General features: G+C 67.5%; 13 protein-coding genes. All 13 read right to left on the minus strand.

Annotation, left to right across the window (positions count from 1 at the left end; all coding sequences use genetic code 11):
* On the minus strand, positions 1-568 hold a 568-nt coding region (locus H6B31_RS11530), incomplete at its 3' end, for a hypothetical protein (protein ID WP_204898646.1).
* Positions 565-1,155 (minus strand): Pvc16 family protein, encoded by a 591-nt coding sequence (locus tag H6B31_RS11535; RefSeq protein WP_204898647.1) that lies wholly within the window; start codon positions 1,153-1,155, stop codon positions 565-567. The genes H6B31_RS11535 and H6B31_RS11530, both read right to left, overlap by 4 nt.
* A 37-nt stretch (positions 1,156-1,192) precedes the next feature.
* The gene (locus tag H6B31_RS11540; RefSeq protein ID WP_204898648.1) at positions 1,193-3,652 is read right to left on the minus strand and encodes a hypothetical protein; all 2,460 of its coding nucleotides are present in this window, start codon (positions 3,650-3,652) and stop codon (positions 1,193-1,195) included.
* A gap of 95 nt (positions 3,653-3,747) precedes the next feature.
* Entirely contained in the window at positions 3,748-4,140 is a 393-nt protein-coding gene (locus tag H6B31_RS11545) for a hypothetical protein (RefSeq protein ID WP_204898649.1), read from the minus strand.
* 57 nt (positions 4,141-4,197) lie between these two features.
* Positions 4,198-6,828, minus strand: coding sequence for a HAMP domain-containing protein (locus H6B31_RS11550; protein ID WP_204898650.1), 2,631 nt, complete (start codon positions 6,826-6,828; stop codon positions 4,198-4,200).
* A gap of 5 nt (positions 6,829-6,833) precedes the next feature.
* On the minus strand, positions 6,834-7,565 hold the full coding sequence (locus H6B31_RS11555) for a hypothetical protein (protein ID WP_204898651.1): 732 nt from the start codon (positions 7,563-7,565) through the stop codon (positions 6,834-6,836).
* Positions 7,566-7,617: 52 nt separating this feature from the next.
* Positions 7,618-9,396, minus strand: a complete 1,779-nt coding sequence (locus tag H6B31_RS11560) for a hypothetical protein (RefSeq protein ID WP_204898652.1) — start codon at positions 9,394-9,396, stop codon at positions 7,618-7,620.
* Entirely contained in the window at positions 9,383-10,486 is a 1,104-nt protein-coding gene (locus H6B31_RS11565) for a hypothetical protein (protein ID WP_204898653.1), read from the minus strand. The genes H6B31_RS11560 and H6B31_RS11565 overlap by 14 nt, the downstream gene beginning before the upstream one ends.
* 37 nt (positions 10,487-10,523) lie before the next feature.
* Positions 10,524-12,596, minus strand: a complete 2,073-nt coding sequence (locus H6B31_RS17560; RefSeq protein ID WP_204898654.1) for a baseplate J/gp47 family protein — start codon at positions 12,594-12,596, stop codon at positions 10,524-10,526.
* 52 nt (positions 12,597-12,648) lie between these two features.
* Complete coding sequence (locus H6B31_RS17720; protein WP_204898655.1) at positions 12,649-15,567, minus strand: baseplate J/gp47 family protein; 2,919 nt, start codon at positions 15,565-15,567, stop codon at positions 12,649-12,651.
* On the minus strand, positions 15,564-15,983 hold the full coding sequence (locus tag H6B31_RS11580; protein ID WP_346014073.1) for a gp25 family contractile injection system sheath assembly initiator: 420 nt from the start codon (positions 15,981-15,983) through the stop codon (positions 15,564-15,566). Before H6B31_RS11580 ends, H6B31_RS17720 begins: the two co-directional genes overlap by 4 nt.
* Before the next feature lie 29 nt (positions 15,984-16,012).
* Positions 16,013-16,732, minus strand: a complete 720-nt coding sequence (locus H6B31_RS11585; RefSeq protein WP_204898656.1) for a phage baseplate assembly protein V — start codon at positions 16,730-16,732, stop codon at positions 16,013-16,015.
* A gap of 1 nt (position 16,733) precedes the next feature.
* Complete coding sequence (locus H6B31_RS11590) at positions 16,734-17,825, minus strand: phage late control D family protein (RefSeq protein WP_204898657.1); 1,092 nt, start codon at positions 17,823-17,825, stop codon at positions 16,734-16,736.

Consider the following 17,825-nt stretch of genomic DNA (forward strand, 5'->3'; position numbering starts at 1 on the left):
AGATGTGTATAAGAGACAGGGCCAGGGGGGCGAGAAGCTCCCCCATCTCCTCCTCCAGGGCCCGCAGCAGTACGATCTCGCTGTTTTTGCCGTCGGCAATCAGGTAGGTCCCCGGGACGGCGGGGGCCGCCGCCCCCTTGGCAAACAAGCGCAGGCTGGCGCTCCCCGCCTCCGCCTTGGTCTGGGCGATCTTCAGTTCGGTCTGCCCGGGGGCGGCCAGCCACAGAATCCGCCCGGCGGCGGGCGTGCCCCCCTCCGTCACCGTCAGGGTCAGCCGGATCATGTCCCGCTGGAGGGGATAGCCCCTTCCCGGCTTCATGGTCACATCCAGCTCCTGGGTGTCCCTTCCGGCGGAAAATTCCACCCACTCTTCCTGATAGCCGGGGCAGCGCAGGGACAGGCGGTGGGGCCCGGCGGGCAGGTCGGTGAGCACCAGATACCCCCCCGGCTTTGCCGTAGGGCGGCACCGGGCCCCGTCCAGATCGCACTGCAGGCGGGAACCCTCCAGAATTTTTCCGGTAAACCCGTCCCGTACCCGGCACACGGCGCTGACGTGAATTCGGATCATGCTTTCTCCTCCCGGGCCTTGTGCCCTGTGGAAATGGTGACGTCGGTGACCCGGCTGAACCGGCGCTCCCGACGGGAGTCGATCTCCACCCCGGTGAGCAGCACCACAAAGGACAGCTTATAGGCGGTGGAGGTGTTGTTCCAGATCTTCAGCAGCTGGTCCTGGGGCGTTTTCTCCAGCACCACCCGGATCGTGGCGTTCTGCTCCGCCAGGGAGCCGCTCAGATACTGGGCGTCGATCACCGGGTGGTCCTTGAGCACCTGGAGGGCGGCCCCGACCATACGGTACTGGTCGGCCTCCCGCAGCTGCACCGGGGCCTTGGAGTGGGCCGTCACCAGAAAGCGCAGGTTGTACCGGGTGGGCCGCAGCCGCTCGGTGTTCTGTCCCACCTGGTAGTAGCCGCTCTGCACCCCCTGGGTGTCCTCCTCCACCTGGTAGAGGTAGAGGGTCAGCTGGTTGTTCTCGCTCTCATGGGGAGAACACAGGGCAATGAGCTCCCGGTTGCTGATGGGCTCCGGCGTCAGATTGTCCCGCAGCAGCTCCACCAGGGAGCTGCCCGCCTCCACCAGCGCGGTATAGTCCGCCATAGCACCCCACTCCTTTCCGAAATCATGCTGTTATCTCTCAGGCCGCCGGCTCCGTCTGGGCGGTCTGTTCCTCCTGCTGCTGTTGCTCCTCCTGCTGGGCCTGCTCCTCCTGGATGGCCTGGGCGGCCTCCTGCTCCTGCTGCTCCCGCTCCTCCTGGGCCGCCTGGGCGGCCTCCTGTCCCCGGAGGATCTCGCTCTGGAACAGCGTCCCGAAGGTGTCCGGCATCCAGTCATAGGTCTCCGCGATCCAGCCGCCCGACAGGGTGTTGAGCTGGTTGGCCTGCTTGGTAAAGGTCCCGATGGCCTGACACAGATCGGCGGCCGCCTCGTTCTGGGCGCACTGGGCGCTGTACAGCGCCTCCTTGGTGCCGGAGCCGGTGGCGTAGGCCTGGGTCTGGGTCTCCACTTCGGAGGCGGCCTGGGTCACGCTCTCCCGGGCGGACCGGATGGACTCATAGGCCATGCTCAGATCCAGCACCGCCGACTTGACCTGCCGCTCCAGGGCGGCGGTATCCACCTCATACTGCCCGGCGGCGGCCGCCTGGGCGTACTCCACCGCCGCCGTCACCAGGGCGGAGGCGTCCAGTTCCACCGGGTCAAAGGTGATCAGCACCTTCTGCAGGTCATAGTCCTCCGGGTCCAGCTTGCACAGCTCCTGGATGGTCAGCCGCGCCTGCTCCTGGCCGGTCTGGTACTGGGCCAGCTGCCGGTCCAGCTCGTCCAGCTGGGCCTGGGCGCTGTCCACCGCCTCCTGGGTGCCGATCCCCCGCTGCAGCTGGGTCTGGGCGGAGGCCAGGTTCTGCTCCAGCATGGGCTGGCTGCCCTCCAGAGCGGCGGTCATCTCCCGGTACATGTAGTAGTCGGTCAGCGCGTCCACCAGCTCCTGACCGTCGTCCACGGTGAGCATCAGCCCCACCAGCCGCTCCACATCCCCCAGTCCGGAGGCGGCGGAGCTGCCGCTTCCGCCGGAGGAGCCGCTTCCCGCCGCCTCCAGGGCGGCCAGCAGGGAGTCCAGCCTCTCCTGGGCCTGGGACACCGACTCGTCCACCACGGTTCCGTCGGGCAGAGCCATGTCCCGGCTCCAGCTGATCTCCTCGGGCGCGCCGTCCTCCTCCTGGCTGAGCAGGACCATAGCGCAGTCCTCATAGCGGTACTGGCTCTGGAACCAGTCGCCCCCCACCGTGCCGTCCGCCTGGTAGGCCGCCCCCTGGGCCCGGGTCACCTGGGGGGTCTCCTCCTGGTCCTGGGCCGCCCACAGGTCGGCCTCGCTCAGGCTTTCCCAGGGGATCAGCTCCCGGTGGGGGGAGTCCTCCTCCGGGGCGAGCCAGAGGCGGTACACCTGGGACTCGCTCTCCCCCTGCTGATAGCTGCACAGGGCGGTGAGGCCCAGCTCCTGGTTGACGATCAGGAAGCTGTCCCCCCGGTCGGTCTCGGTGAGCTCGGCCTCCCCAAAGGCCTCCCGCAGCTCCCCGGCGGTGAGGCCCAGCAGCCACGCCCCGTCCAGAGTGCCCCGGCTGAACTCGCCGGCATAGATCACATCTCCGCTCTCGGCGTAGAGGGTGCCGTAGCCGTCCACGGCCAGCTCGGTCAGGCCGCCCTCGTACCACAGCTTGCCGTCCTGGTACCACTGGATGGAGCCGTCCGGCTGTCCGGCGGCAAATTCGCCCCGGATCTGATCGCCGTCCTCCAGGTAGAGGGTGCCGCTGCCGTCGTAGAGGCCCTGGGCGAAGGAGCCCCGGTAGAGCACGTCCCCGTTCTCCCGGTACGCGGTGCCCTCCCCCTCGTAGAGGCCCTGGGCAAAGGAACCGGTGTAGGCCCGCTCGCCGCTGGGGTAGTAGGCGGTGCCGTCCCCCTCCTGGAGGCCGGCCGCAAAGTTCCCCCGGTAGGCCAGGGCGCCGTCCTCATACAAGCTCCCCATGCCCTCGTACAGGCCGTTGGCAAACTCCCCCTCATAGACCAGCACGCCGCCCTCATAGCAGGAGCCGTCGCCGCTGCGCACCCCGTCCACAAAATTGCCCTCGTAGATGAGCAGGCCGTCCTCGTCATACTCCCGGCCCTGGCCCTGGAGCAGGCCGTCCTCCAGGGTCCCGCTGTACATGGGGTTCTCCTTGGCCTCGTCGTAGTAGACCACCACCCGGCCCGACCAGCTGTCCAGATCCCCGTCCTCCTGCCAGAAGTGGGCGGTAAAGAAATGGCTGAGGAGGAAGGGCCACACCACAAAGTAGATCAGCAGGGCGGCCACCACCAGCCCCGCCGCCAGCAGGATCAGAAAGGACTTGGACACAAACAGACGCTGAGTCTCGATGTAGTCCTCCCGCTTGGTGGGCTTCTTCACCGCGGTGGTCGCCCCCTGGAAAGAGGTGGAGGCCACCTTGGTGGCATACCGGGAGACGTTGGTGATCCGGCGCCCATAGGCCCCTATCCGGGTCACCTGCCGGGTGAAGAAGGCCCGGATGGTGCGGAAAAAGATCCCAAACGATCCGGTGATTTGTCGCAACAGAAAGCTAAACAACGGAAATCCCCCTATGTATCATCTTCCGGGCCTATGCCTTGCATGAAAACCTGGCACATTTCCGATTTCCAAAGCAGGGCCTAGCGCCCGAACACGCCCAGCTGGCTGAGCAGGCTCAGCCCCACGCACACCACCGCGATCAGCACGATCACCTGGACCGCCCGAAGCGCCTGTCTGAGGCGGTAGTCCGCCGCCTGATGGACCGGCTGCACCGGGGAGCGGCGCACATAGCCGTCCCGGCCTGGCCGGGTGGGGCGGGCCGCCTCCTCCACCGTGGGGCCGCAGGCGCTCCGGCGCCGTCCGGCGGCGCCCCGCTTTTTCCAGGCGGCCTCCCCCTTCCGGATGGCCCGGCCGGTGAGCTGGGAGGCCTGATTCACCAGGCTGGTGTCCCGGCGCAGGCGGCCCACCGCTCCGGCCGCCGCGTTGCGGGCGGCCGACTCGGCCTGCTGCCTTATGATGTCAAACTGTGTCATGGTACGGCCTCCTTTCGTCTCGGCCCATGGGGCGCACAGGGAAACCAGATTCCCGCGCTATTCCCGGTCCGCTCCGGCGTCCAGGCTGATGGCCTCCTCCGGCCGCTTTTCCAGCCGGTCGGCCAGGTACAGGTAATACCGCGCCCCGCCGTCCCCGGTGTTGTGGTGGACCAGCCGCAGGAAGATCCCCTTGGCCCTGGAGAAGTCCCGCCCGTACAGGGCGTACACCCCCTGGGAGAAGGTGTCCCCGGTGGTCTCCTTCACCTTGCGGATGTCGTAGGGGTCCCCCTCGAAGATCTCATAGGTGCGGATGGCCTGACCGCCCTCCATGCACTTGCCCATGTAGCGGCTGCCGTAGCCCTTGGCCCCGTTGATCACCGCCTCGGTGCACAGGATGTTGGCCCCCAGCCGCCCGCACAGCTCGATCAGGTGCTTGACCACTGAGAAGCTGGAGGAGATGGAGGTGGGCTCGATCTGGTTCTCATCTCCCACCACGCCCAGCATCACGTTGCCCTCATCCAGGGCGATATGGACCACCACAGGTGGGCGGCCGGCGGCCTCCCGCTCCCGGTTCAGATCCAGGATCTCCTGCTGGACGGCCACGGCGGTGCTCACCGCCGCGGCGCTCCCCCCCTCAAAGACGGCGTCATAGCCGTTGTAGGCGAAGTTGAACACCGCGCCCCCCTTCTGGGTGACGATGGAGGCGGTGCGCTCCAGAATTTCGTTGATGTTGTCGAACAGCTCCCGCCCGCTCTTCTCATAGACCTGATCCGGGAAGCGGAACCAGAGCATCATGGCCGCCAGATGGCGGGAGACAAAGGTCTGTTTGTCCACCTCCAGAATGCTGGTCTTGCCCAGCAGGGAGAGCACCCGCTCGGGTACGAACCGGCGGTAGGACTGGGCCAGCTCGCTCTGCTGCCGGTCCACGTCCTGGAGGGCGTCGGACAGGGCGTTCACGTCCTCGGCCAGGCTGGTCAGCTCGTCGCCGCCGCCCAGCTCCACATGGACCTTCCGCTCCCCCGCCGACAGCCGCTCCATCCCGTTCAGGGCCCGGCGCAGGCCCAGAGAGATCCAGCACAGGATGGCCAGGGTCAGGGCGGTGAGCAGCGCCGCCAGGGCGGACAGGCCCTGGACCATCCAGCGGAAACTCTCCTCTCCGGCCGCCCGGAGGCCGCCTCCGGCCACGTCCACCGCCAGCAGAAGGTCCCCCTGGCTCTGGTAGAGCAGATAGTGGGGCTCGCCCCCACGGCTCTCGGTCCAGAATTGGAAGGCGCCGTCGGGAGCGCTCTCCGCCTGGAGGCGGTCAAAGCTGGGGCTCGCCTCCGCCCGGACCCCCTCCGGCAGACCGGTGTTGCTCTGGAGCAGAGTCCAGATATTTTCCCCGTCCCGCTGATAGACGGCCACAGCGGAGTCCTGGTAGAGGCCGCCCCCCGCCTGGGCCAGGCTGTTCCCCAGCCGCTGGGGCAGGGCGCTGTCCGTCAGCTCCAGGCTCTGGAGAGTCTGGGCCGCGGCGCTGCCCAGAAGGCTGTACGCCTCCCGCGCGGCGGTCTCCCGGCTCAGGGGATACACCGTCCCCCGCACCAGAATCCCGGTGCCCAGCGCGGCCACCGCCGCCGTCAGAAGCCCCCAGCGCACCAGCATGGGCAGCCGGAGCCTCCGCTGCTCCCACAGCACGAACCACAGCAGGGTGGTCAGCACCAGCACCCCCAGGGCCAGTCCCGCCAGGATCAGGCCGCACTGGACCGGCGAGCGGTAGAGCATCCCGGTGAGGTCGGACACCGAGCTCCCCCGGTCCAGCAGCAGGCGCTGCCCCTCCATCAGCAGCAGGACGTCCCCGTCCCGGGTCACCCACAGGTCGGTGCAGGCGTCCAGGTCATAGGCCTCCTTCTCCAAGTCCAGAATGGCATAGGGCTGCCAGTCGGCAAAATCCGCAAAGTACACCTGCAGGCCGTTTCCATCCACATAGTACACCCCGGTGCCCGCCTGGGTCAGACTCAGGACCAGCTCCCCCTGATCCAGGGGGACGGTCTCTCCGTCCGTCCGAACCAGACTGTCCCCTCCGGCCAGGACCAGCGTGCCGTCGGACAGGGCCAGGGCGGCCCGCAGGCCGGACTGTACGGTCTCCTGGCGCGCCTCCAGGCCGCTGCCCGAGCCGGTGCGCTGGTAGAATTGGGCCGTATCCCCCTGAATCAGAGCAAAGGTCACCACGTTGTCCACCTCAGAGAAGTCGGACAGGCGGGTGCCCGCCATCTGCTCCTGGAGGTTCTCCCCCGGGCATGCCTCGTCCAGGAGGAGCTCCGCCTCCCGGCCTTGATTGGTCAGGCGGTAGAGCTGGAGCCTGGTGTCGCTCTCCGTGTTGTAGAGCCCCAGGTAGACCGCTCCCCCCGACGCCGGGTAGAGGACGGCAGGGGTGCTGTCCCGGGGGACCGTCCCGTCCTCCAGCGTCCAGCGCTGGGTCCGCCGGCCGGACAAATCGCCGATGACCAGCTCATAGCCCTTCTCCGTGCGTCCCAGGGCATAGACGCCCCCCTCCGCATCGGAGGCGGTCAGGAGGTAATTGCCCTCTCCCGCCCCGGACGTGAGGATGGAACGGCACTCCGCTCCCAGGTCCCAGAACAGCAGAACCGCGCCTCCGCCCAAAACGGCCAGAAGCGCCACAAAAATTCCTATTTTCTTCAGTCTGTCCACCTTCCTCACCTCCGCTTCCGCCGGGCGGCCCAGTGCCGGAAATGTCCCCAGAGCAGGGCGCACCAGCGGCGAAAGAAATTGCGCTTTTCCAGCTTCTCATAGGCCTCCTGGATCACCGGCTGCCGCTCCCGCCACAGGGAGTAGAGCTGTACCGCCGTGGTGCAGCCCCCTTCCTCCAGCAGATCCAGAAACTCCAGCTGCTCCCGGGGGGCGGAGAAGCGGGACAGCAGGATCTTCCGGAGCTGGTCGCAGGCCAGATAGACCAGCTCCCGCCCGTTCATCTCCTCCATGGGCGCCACCTGGAACCGCAGGTGGATCTCACGGTTTCTCTCGTCCACCAGCACGTTCTCCGAAAGCAGGGCGGCGCAGCTCACCTGGGCGGGCAGGTCCGCCATGTTCAGCACCTGATGGAGCAGCTCCTGGGCGTACGCCAGCCGCTCCCTCCAGGGGTGCCGGTCCCCCCGGTAAAACACTTGGTCGATGGAGGGGCCGGCCCGGTAGCGGAACACCGCCGCCAGGCTCTCCCCCTCCAAAAACACCCCCTGAAAGTCCGGGCAGGCGTCCAGCCGGTCGAAGCAGGGCAGATAGGCGCGCAGCAGGGGACCCTCGTAAATGTTCAGCAGGCAGGAGTTCTTCTCCCGGTCCAGAATATCCACCGCCTCCACGAAGGCGTAGTTCTCCCGGACGTCCAGCACCTGGACCACCTTATACCGCTCCCGCACCAACATTGTATCCATGGGGTCTCTCCTCTCCGCCGGTCCCGCCCGGCTTTCTTCGGGGGATCTTCCGTCACTCCACAATCACAAAGGCGCTGGCGGTCACCGTCTCGTCCGCACCCGCCGCCGCGGTGATCTCATAGGTGCCGGGCAGCTCGGGGGCCTGATAGAGGCCGTTGCGGTCGATGGCCCCGCCGTTCTCCTCCTTCACGCTCCAGGTGACGCTCTTGTCCTCTGAGCCCACCACGTCCGCCTGGAACTGCAGCTTGCCCCGGCAGCTCAGCCGGGAGAACTCCGGCGTGATGGTCAGGCTGATCTTCCGCTGGGCCAAAATCCGGCTGGTGTCCCGCTCCGGCTTCTGGGCGAAGTAGTGGACCCGCACCAGATTGCCCTTCACCGTGTCGTGGAGCCACAAACCGATGCGCATGGTGCCCCGCTCCGGGTACACCACCGCCGCCGCCTCCACCCAGGGGGGCGTCAGATCCACGCTCTTGGACTTGAACACCTCGCTGTTGCCGCACAGCAGGGCGGTCTCCCCCTCCTCGCCGGCCTCAAACTCCACGCTCAGGCGCACGTCCACCGCCCCGGCCCCCAGGCCGTGGGCGATCTCCTTGGAGAACACCCGGCTGTTCACCCGGATGCCCCCGGGCATGGTCAGGTCCACGGTGCCGTGGGCCACGGCGTAGTCGTACTGCTCCGGCGAGGGGATGCCGAAGTCCAGGTGGAGCCCGCCGGTGGAGGGCTGGTACACCGCCTTCACGTCGGGCTTCTGCCAGTACTCCAGGCTGCGCACCGAGGTGGTCACCGTCAGGTCCCCGTTTTTCCCCGACTTGTGCTCCCCCTCTCCCGAGGCGGTCTGCTGGAAGGGCAGGTTGGTCACCGCCCCCACAAATACTCCGCCGGACGAGTGGATGAGCTCCAGCTTGGCCAGATACAGGGGCAGGTCCCGGCCCCGCAGGTGGCGGGACAGGTCGTCCATCCGGCGGCGGCGCAGGCGGCTCTCCTCCTGGTCCCGGCACAGGTGGACGGCGGCCTCCACCGTCAGGTAGTTCTTATAGCGGTGGCTGCCCAGCTCCACATTGAGCTCACAGCCGGAGGGGAACAGCTGGCCGTCCACATCGCTGAGGGCCCGGGCCCGGAGTGGGAAGTCCACGGTGTACACGCACCGCTTCTCCTCCCGGCTCTCCCGGTAGGCCAGGCGCACCCGGCCGTTGTCGCTCTCCACAAAGGTGTTCTCCCCCTCCAGGGAGAACTGTACCGGCGGGGTCTTCTCGTTTTTCACCACCAGCACCCGCACCTGGAACTCCTCCCCGGCGTACAGGCCGGAGGGGACGGACAGCACCAGGATCAGATCGTCGCTCTGGTAGAGGACGGACACGTTCTCCTCGCCCGCGGCCTCCAGCAGCTCCTGGTAGGCGGGGGGCTCGGTGGTGAGGAACAGGCGGTAGCCCTCCCGGGTCAGGTCAAACTGGCGCTGGGACCCCACCTCGGCCCCGGTGGCGTTCACCGGCTCCACATCCTCCTGGGCGTAGCTCAGGCACAGGTAGGCGTCCTTCTTGCCCGCCAGGGTCTCCTGGCCCTCCAGCATCTGGAGCTTGCGGAACAGGGTCTCGGGCAGCACAATCTCCCGTCCCTGATAGTCCAGAGCCATGCCGCTCTCAATCATCAGGGTGGACTCGTCGCTGGCCGTCACCCCCAGGCCGCACACCACGCCGGAGCCGTGGAGCAGCCGGTTGAGCAGAGCCCGCTTGGAGCAGTGGTAGCGCTGTTCCACCTCAAAGTCCCGGACGGTCAGCAGCTTGCCGTAAAAATACCGGTTGCGCTCAAAGGGGAAGAAATTAGCGTGATTCATGGTCGACTCCTCCGATCGTGGTATCGTAATGAATGGTCACCTGCTCGTCGATGGCCGCCGGCACATAGCCCCCCACCTGGGAGTTGATCCCCAGATAGGTGTGCCAGTCCAGCTGGACGCAGGGCTTGAGCTGGATCATCTGCATGGTCATCCCGGCGGGGATGACCTCCTCCATATCCCGCTGGAACTGCCGCCGCTCCCGCTGGCTGGAGAAGGCGTCCTCCGGCAGCAGCACAAAGAAGCGGTAGGGGTCGTCCCCGTACAGGCGGCGGTAGAGCTCCGGGTCCTTGCAGTCGGGGCGGTTTGGGGACACCTGAAAGTGCTCGATGAGGATGGGCTCCCGGCCGGTGAGCCGGCGCACGCTGCGCCGCACCCCCTCCACCGTGTACAGATCCTCATAGTCGGACAGGGCGGTGCGGATACGCTCCCGCACCAGCTCGTCCCTGTCTCCCCCCTCCACGCAGACCCACTGGGCCAGATAGCGCAGCAGCTCCCCGCCCGCGTGCTCATAGTCCAGCTGCCCGGGCAGGCGGTCAATGGCCCGGTCCATGTCGGTGAACACGCTGTCAAAGATGGACAGGAAGCGGCGGGTGAAGTCCTCCTCCTGGTAGATGGCGGGGAGATAGTCCACCATGTGGTCTCCTCCCATCCAGAGCCGCAGGGCGTGGACCACCGGAGACCCCGCCCCGGCGGCGGTGAGCTCCAGCATGAGCCACAGGTACCGGCCCGACCGCCCGATCAGGCCGTCCCCGCTCTCGGCGACGGGCGGGCCGAAGATCTCCCCCAGCGCGGGCATGGGGTCCCCCTCCAGGCTCTGAATCCCCCGGTCCAGGTCGGCCCACTCCCCCCACTGCCGGGTGTCCGAGGCGTAGGCGTACAGACGCAGGGCGGTGTCCGGAGGCAGGTCCGCCTCCACCGCCACCCGGCCCCACCGGAAGCCGTTCTCCCCGCTGTCCACCGCCGCCATGCAGTAGACCCCGGTGGCGGAGCGGCCGCTGTCCAGGCGCAGGCCGTCTCCCCAGGGCTCTACCTGGTAAAACCGCCCCCCCATCCACTGCTCCGCACAGCAGAATACCATTTGTGCCTGCATGGGCTCCACGCCGCCTCACGCTCCTTTTCTTCTCAAATCAGTGGCCGATCCGCTCCACCGGCAGGCGCTCCACCTGGAGCTCCTTCAGCCGCGGGATGGCCTGGCGGGGCAGACGGATGTCCCCGTCCGCGTTCTGATAGCAGCCCGGCGCGGTGGTGCGCAGGTCCACCCTCCGCACCTGGAGCACGCCGGGGGCCGCCTGGACCAGGGCGGCGATATCCCCCGCCCGGAGGACGCCGCCGATGCCGCAGCCCTCCAGGAAGGAGCGCAGCGCCTCCTCCAGGGTCCGTTCCACTCCGTCCTCACTCCCCCGCAGGGAGACCCGGACGGTGAGCTCCACATACACCGGGGGGATCACCTTCACCCGGGTTCCGATGGGGCGCAGCCGGTCCAGCCGGGCCTGCACCGCCGCCAGAAACCGGCGGTCCGGAAGGGGGCGCTCCCCCGCCCCGGCGGGCACCGCCACCACCGTCACGGTGGGCAGACGGCTCACCCCGGTGGGCTCCTCCGGGTCGAAGGCGGGCAGGGCCTTGGCCGCCGCCACCCGCAGCCCGGGGGTCTCCCTGGCCAGCCGCTCATAGTCGCCGGCGGAGACGCACTTCCGGGTGGTGTTCAGCTCCCGCAGGAGCCTGGCCTGGGCCTGGGCCGCCGTCTCCTGCCCCGCGCCGCCGGAGGCGGCCAGGTTGCGCACCGTCAGCCCGTCCCCGGCAAAGGTCAGGTTCTCTCCCCCGGGGATATTGCCCCCCTCACAGTAGGACAGGGTCAGGCTGGCCGCCAGCACCGCCCCCTCTCCCCGGCGCAGAAGCGCCCCGTGCTCCCCGTCTCCAAAGGTGACGGTCTCCCGCACCGGATCATAGGTAAACACCCGGTCCCGGGGGCCGCAGGCGTACAGGTCCTCCACACAGCGCCACAGGGCCGGCCGGACCTGCCCGTCCCGCTCCAGGGTCTCACACAGGAGGGCAAAGGACTCGGTGAGCGCCGTCCGCCCCTCCAGATCCAGGAAAAAGGTCTCTCCGGGCAGGCCCTTGGCATCAAACAGGAGCCGCCCGCTGTGCATCGGGTCCAGGGTCACCGCCAGCACGTTGTCCGCCCCGTCCTGGGCCGCCTGAGAGGCGTCCACCTGGAGGAGCCTTCCCCCCTGGTCCGCCGCCGCCCGCCAGCGGTCCGTCTGCGCCCAGCCGTCCGCCCGGCGCACAAAGACCGCCAGCTCTCCGTCCCGGGCCAGCGCGTCCGCCAGACGCACCGTCCAGTCCTCCCGGGCGGGGGCCTGGAAGAAGTGGGACCTGGCCCAGGTCTCCTGCTGGAGGGCGGAGTACCGCCCCGCCGACACGCCGGACAGCCGCACCTCCTCCTCGCACCCCGGGTCCTCCAGGGTGAGGGTCAGCCAGTGCAGGCCGTCCCCTCCGGCGGGCCACTCCCCCTCCGGCCGCAGCACCACATAGCCGCTGACGCTGAGGGCGTGGGTGTCGTCCCGCACCAGGCGGGTGCCCTCCGCCCCCAGGCAGGTCCAGCGGATGGTCCGGGGGGCCTGCTCCGGGTCGGAAAAGGGATTGCGGGGCGTCCCCTCCGGGGGGACCACCTCAAACCACAGACGCAGGTCCCCCTCCCCCAGTTGGGACAGCCCGATATGCAGGGCAGAACATTCCCCGCCCGCCTGGGCAAAGGGCTGGAAGGTGATGGCCCGGTCCCCCAGCAGCTCCCCCACGTCCCGGCTCCGGTCCCCCTGGACCACGCGGATCTGGGCCAGCACCGGCCGCCGGGCGGGGACCGCCTCGGCCAGCTCGAAGGGAATCTCCTCCCGGGTCTCCAGCCGCTCCCCCTCCAGCCGCTCCGGGGCCTCCGGCCCCAGCTCCACGGCACATCGGGCGGGGGCGGCAGGCCGCCGGGTGATCCCCGCCAGCTTCAGCAGCTTGCACCGCAGCTCGTCGGTGAACTGGTTCATGTGGTACTGCTGCAGCTCCTTGTACCAGGCCATCAGCTCCAGGATGGTGATGCCCGGGTCGTGGGCGTTGTGGTCGGTCCATACCGGGCACAGCCACGGAAGCCGTCCCTCCGCCGCCTGTACGATCTCCTCATAGGTCTGGTCGTCCAGATTCCGCGCCTTCAGCATGGGGCATCCCTCCCTTCCCGTCTGTTTCTACTCTCTCGTGTCAAAATGGTTCCTACTCTACTTGAACCAGATGAAGTCCGCTTTTCACCGTGGCGTAGGGGAACGCGTCGTCGTCCTCCAGGGCCACCACCCGCTGCACCCCCGCCTGGTCAAACCGGCCCTCCAGAAGGATGCTGCGCACCAGGCGCACATTGGGGGTGTCCCGCACGGTCTGCCACACCTGGGCGATGCGCAGCTGGCTGCCGATGTCCTGTTCCCGCCAGCGCAGGTTGATGAGCTCCTCCAGGCGCCGGGCCACCGCCTGCTGGGTGGCCGCCCCCTGGTTGGGGTCCTCCATCTCCACGGTGACCGTGCTGTTCACCGTGATCACCGTGGACCCCACCACATGGAGCCGCTCCTCCTCCACCAGCACGCAGTCGCACTGCTGGGACAGGGCCCGGTAGATCCGCCGGCACAGGTCGTCGGTGACCCGGCTGCTGTCCAGATCACAGCCCTCCACCACCACGCTCACGTGGCCGGGGGCGTAGGCCCCGGCGGCGTCCCGCCCGGGGAAGCACTTCACATGCCGGGCCTGGGGAAAGTCCCGGGCCACGATCTCCTCAAAATCCCGGGCTCCCGCCGCCCGGTTCCGGTGGCGCAGATGCCTGCTGCCCACCGCGTCCACCTTCTCCGGGGAGAAACGGCCGGTTCCGCCGCTCATGGGGGTCAGGTTTTCCACCTGGCTGATCCGGGGCAGGGCCCCGATCAGCTCGGACACCGCCCCCGCGGGGCGGTTGCCCCACTCTCCCCCGCCGAAGCAGTAGGACACCCGGATATTCTCCTCCCCCGGAGGGGGGACCCGGCCGTGGACGCCGTCTCCAAAGGTGACGGTCCCGGCGTAGGGGTCCAGCTGGTAGCACCGCTCGCCCCCGCCGGCCAGGGACAGGTCGGCCTTCCGCTCCCACCGCACCCAGCAGTGGGTGAGCACCCGGTCCTCCCGCTCCAGCCGGACCCGGCCGGGCAGCTCCCGGGCCAGCCGCTCCGCGTCGGCCACCGCCAGGCCGTCCACCTCGTCCACCCACACCTCCACCGACAAAGCCGGATGGTTCAGCAGGGTGAGCTCCTTGTTGGCCTCATAGGCCCCGGTGGAAAACCGCTCGTCCTCGGTCCGCTCCCGCTGGACCGCCTCCACAATGTTCAGCCGGACCCCGTTGACCCAGGGCCAGCCCCACCGGTTGTCCAGGTAGGAACTGCGGGACAGCCGCAGCCAGTGTCCCCGCACCCCGAACAGGGTGCGCTCCGGCAGGGGGCGGGACAGGTAGAGCAGCATGGTCCCCGCCTGGAGCAGGTTCCGGGTGAGGTCCACCGTGCGCACCGGCTCAAACCGCTGCCCGGTCCAGGCCTCAAAGCGGACCTTGTCCTCCAGCCTCACCCGGCCGGCCACGTCAAAAAGGATGGACAGGGGCATGGCGTGGGGGGAGCGGTCAAAGCAGAAATACATAGCTCTGGGGTGCTCCTCCAGCCCCACCAGGGCCGGGAAGGCCAGCCGCCCCACCTGGGCGGCCTCCTCCAGCACCGCCGTGTCCCCGTTGTTCTCTGAGACATACCGGTCCGCCGGAACATAATCCCGGTAGCTCCAGCTGCACTCCGCCCCCTTCAGGAGGGGAACCACCCACCGGGGCGTCATGGAGAACTCATTGACCACATGGACCACTCTGGCCCGGATGTAGTAGCCCATCTGGGCGTTGACCTCCGCGGGCGACAGGTCCCCGGGCACGTCGAACACCACCTCCAGCTCCCCCTCATTCTTGCAGGAGAAGGGGTTCCGGTTTCCGGACACGGTGAGGGGCCGCCAGCCCAGGCCGTTGAAATACTCCCAGGCCACCTGGTCCACATATACGTCGTCAGGGACGATGGCCACCGCGTCCCGCTTGTCGATGATGTACTGATTGAACTGGTACCGGGGCCCCTCCTCCGTCAGGTCGGTAACCACGGGGGCAATCTCCAGGTGCAGGTTCACCCGGCTCCCCCGCTTCCGGAACACCTGGTCGGAGCGGAAGTAGCACAGGCCGTAGGCGGCGGGCCGCCGCCCGAAGCAGTAGCCCCCGGCCTCCAGATCCAGCGGAATGTCCCCGTTGGCGGCGGAATCCACCGCCACCCGCCCGGCGGGCCGGCTGCGCAGCCCCACGCCGTCCAGCACCAGGGCGCCCGCCCCCAGCTGTCCCCAGCAGGAGAGGGAGAAATTGCCCGCTCCGTCGGCCTCCAGGGCCTCCGTGCCGTCATACTCCAGCACCACGGCGTCCCCCTCCGCCCGCACCCGGGAGAAGGGGACCTCGGCGCCGCCGGAATGGAAGGTCCAGCGGGCCAGCGCCGGGTCGGAGAGCCGCTGGGCGGTCTCCGCCCCCGGCAGCCCCCCCTCCAGGCGCAGCTCCGCCTCCACCTGGAAGGGACCGGACAGGGAGAGCACGTCGCTCTGGCTGACGGTAAACCGGTGGCGCTGGAGATTCTCCCCCTGGACGGGGGTGAAGAAGGGCTGGGGCCGGTCCAGGTCCAGCCGCTGGATCACCTCCGCCCGGGCGTCCACATAGAAGAGGCCGGTGAGCCGGGCCGGGGTGGACTGGATGCTCCGCACCGTCTCATAGACCACGTTCTCCCCCTCCTCATCGGGGGTGAACACCTGGGTCCCCTCCGGGACGGGCACCGGTTCCTCCACCGTGTCGTGGGCGGTGAACTGGAGCAGGCCGGCGGCGGGCACCGGGTCTGGCATCTGAAAGCCGGTGAGGTTGAGAAACTCGGTGTGCAGCTTCCCGGGCACCGAGTTCATCCGGTCCACCGTCTGATAGAAGAGGTCCCCAAACAGCTCCGCCAGGGCGGAGCCGGGGTCGTCCTCCGCCCCCTCATACCGCCACTCCGGGGTGTAGGAGCGGGCGTGGGCGGCCACCTGGGCCATAATCGCCTTTCGGTCCCTGGGGTCCAATACTGGCTGTTTCACTCTGCGCCGCCCCCTTCCGAACCCTCCGTCACATAGAAGGGATAGACGTGGTTGTACCGGTTATTGGTGCTGCGCACCGTATAGCTCACCTGGATGACCACAGAGCCGTCCTGCTGGTCCAGCTGGTCGCACCGGACCTCCACGTCCCGGATGCGGGGCTCCTGCTCCAGCAGAATCAGCCGCACCTCCTGGGCGATGGAGTTGGTCATGGAGCTGGAGAGGGGCGCAAAGGCGTAGTCCATGGTGTTGGCGCCAAACTCCGGGCGCATGACCCGCTCGCCCTGGCCAGTGCGCAGGATGATGCCGATGGCCTCCCGGATATCCTCCTCCTGGTCCGCCATGGCGATCTTTCCCGTCTTGGGGTCCACCTGCAGCGGGAATTTCAGACCCCGGCCCAAAAACTCCTTTCCGTTCACCGTCTCCCCTCCTTTCCAGTGTCTCTGTGTCAGTTGATGCTCACCATGCCGCCCTGAATGGTCATCTGGGCGCTGGCCTTCTCCTCAATCGTCGCCGCCTGCACGGCCACCTTCACATTGGCCTTCTCCGTCACGTTTCCGGACGCCTCCAATACCATGGAGGCCCCCGTCCCTGCCGACAGGGTGAGCTTGGTCTTGGCCTTCAGCTCCACATTTCCCCCCTGCAGGTCCATGGTCAGGGCGTTCTCTCCCCCCTTGTCCTGGAGGGCGATTTTCTTCCCCTCGTCGTCCATGGTCAGGGTGGTCCCCGAGGGCATGGTGAGGGTCACCTTCTGCTTGCCGGGCTCGTCGTACAGGTGCAGCTCGGTGCCGCTGGGCATCTTGATGGTGAAATCATAGACCTTCCCATCCTGAATCACATAGGGGGGCTTGACCTTGGTGTTCCAATAGGCCCCCAGCACCATGGGCCGGTGGGGATCTCCGTTCAGGTATCCCAGCACCACCAGGTCGTTCACGTTGGGGAAGAAGAACTGCCCGCACTCCTTCCCGCCCATGGGGGCCATCACATAGCACCAGTCGGTCTCCTCGTCCTGATCGTTTTCCACCGGGACGCATTTGACCCGGTTGAGCTTATCCGGATCGCTGACATTCGTGACCACGGCCAGGGTCAGCCCCACGCGCTCCATCTGCCGCTCCAGAGAGTAGCCCGCCGAGTTCAGCGCAGCCTGAAATTCCTCCGCAATGCTCACGTCAGTCCTTCGCTCCCTTCACTTCAAACTGGGTCAGATAGCCGCCGGAGCCAAACTGGTGGCGGACCTTGGTGATGAAATAGTCCCCCACGGTGTCCCCGTCCAGCCCCTCAATGGTGATGAACCGCCCGGGAATCAGCTCCGGCAGCCCCAGGCACAGCCCGCTCCCCGACACATAGTTCAGGGCCAGCCGGTCCAGCTTGGCCTGGGCCACCTTCTTGCACTCATCCACCGTCCGGACGTATGCGTTTTCCTCCCGGAGCAAGGTCTTTTTGAACTTGGGCGCCGCCTGGGCGGCCGTCTTACCGGTCCCCCTGATGCTGACGGTGCTGGCCGTCCCTTTGATCTGCTCGTTGTTCACATCTGTGCCCCGGATCTCCACCTCTCCCACCTGATTCTGAAGGGAGACCCGCTTCTGGAATTCCAGCAGGCCGGAGCCCACCGTCAGCTGAATCAGGGACTTGGTGTTGCTCAGCAGCTCGTCGAAGATCAGCTCCCCGTTCAGGGCCATCAGGTTCATGCAGTAGCGGTCCGCCAGAAGGCGCAGGTACTTGAAATCATCGATCTTCTCCTTCACGTCCAAGGAATCAAAGTCCGGAAGGCTCCCGACGGTGATGCTGGTGGCGAAGCCGGCGGATTTTGCCTTCTCCAGAATGCCCGTCACCACCTTTTTGGGCTCCAGCTTTCCCCCGTAAATGGGCTCTCTGCAGCTCATCAGATAGCACAGGCCGTCCACCCCGGACACGGAGATGCTGGGCGGCGCGGAACCGCTGTACCGGACGGACACCTCGTCCACATAGCCGTAAAAGAGGAGTTTTTTCTTGACGTAGCCCCCCTCTACCTTCAGCTCCGCCCCCACGTCCAGCGTCTTTGCCAGGTTGTTCAGCCACTCGGACTGCTCGTAGTCATAGAGGTTTTCGATCTGAAAATGGCATCCTCCCGCCGAGCCGTCGGCGCACTGCTCCACATCCACCGTAAGCGGGATGCGGAAGCTCTCCAGCTTTGTTCCGTCCACCGTGATGTCAAAGGCGGGGCCGCGGAAGTCCTCGTACTTCTGACACAGTGTCTTGAACTTATAAGATCCGGTATCCAT

Source organism: Pseudoflavonifractor capillosus (genome assembly GCF_016899775.1).
Taxonomy (GTDB): Bacteria; Bacillota; Clostridia; order Oscillospirales; family Oscillospiraceae; genus Lawsonibacter.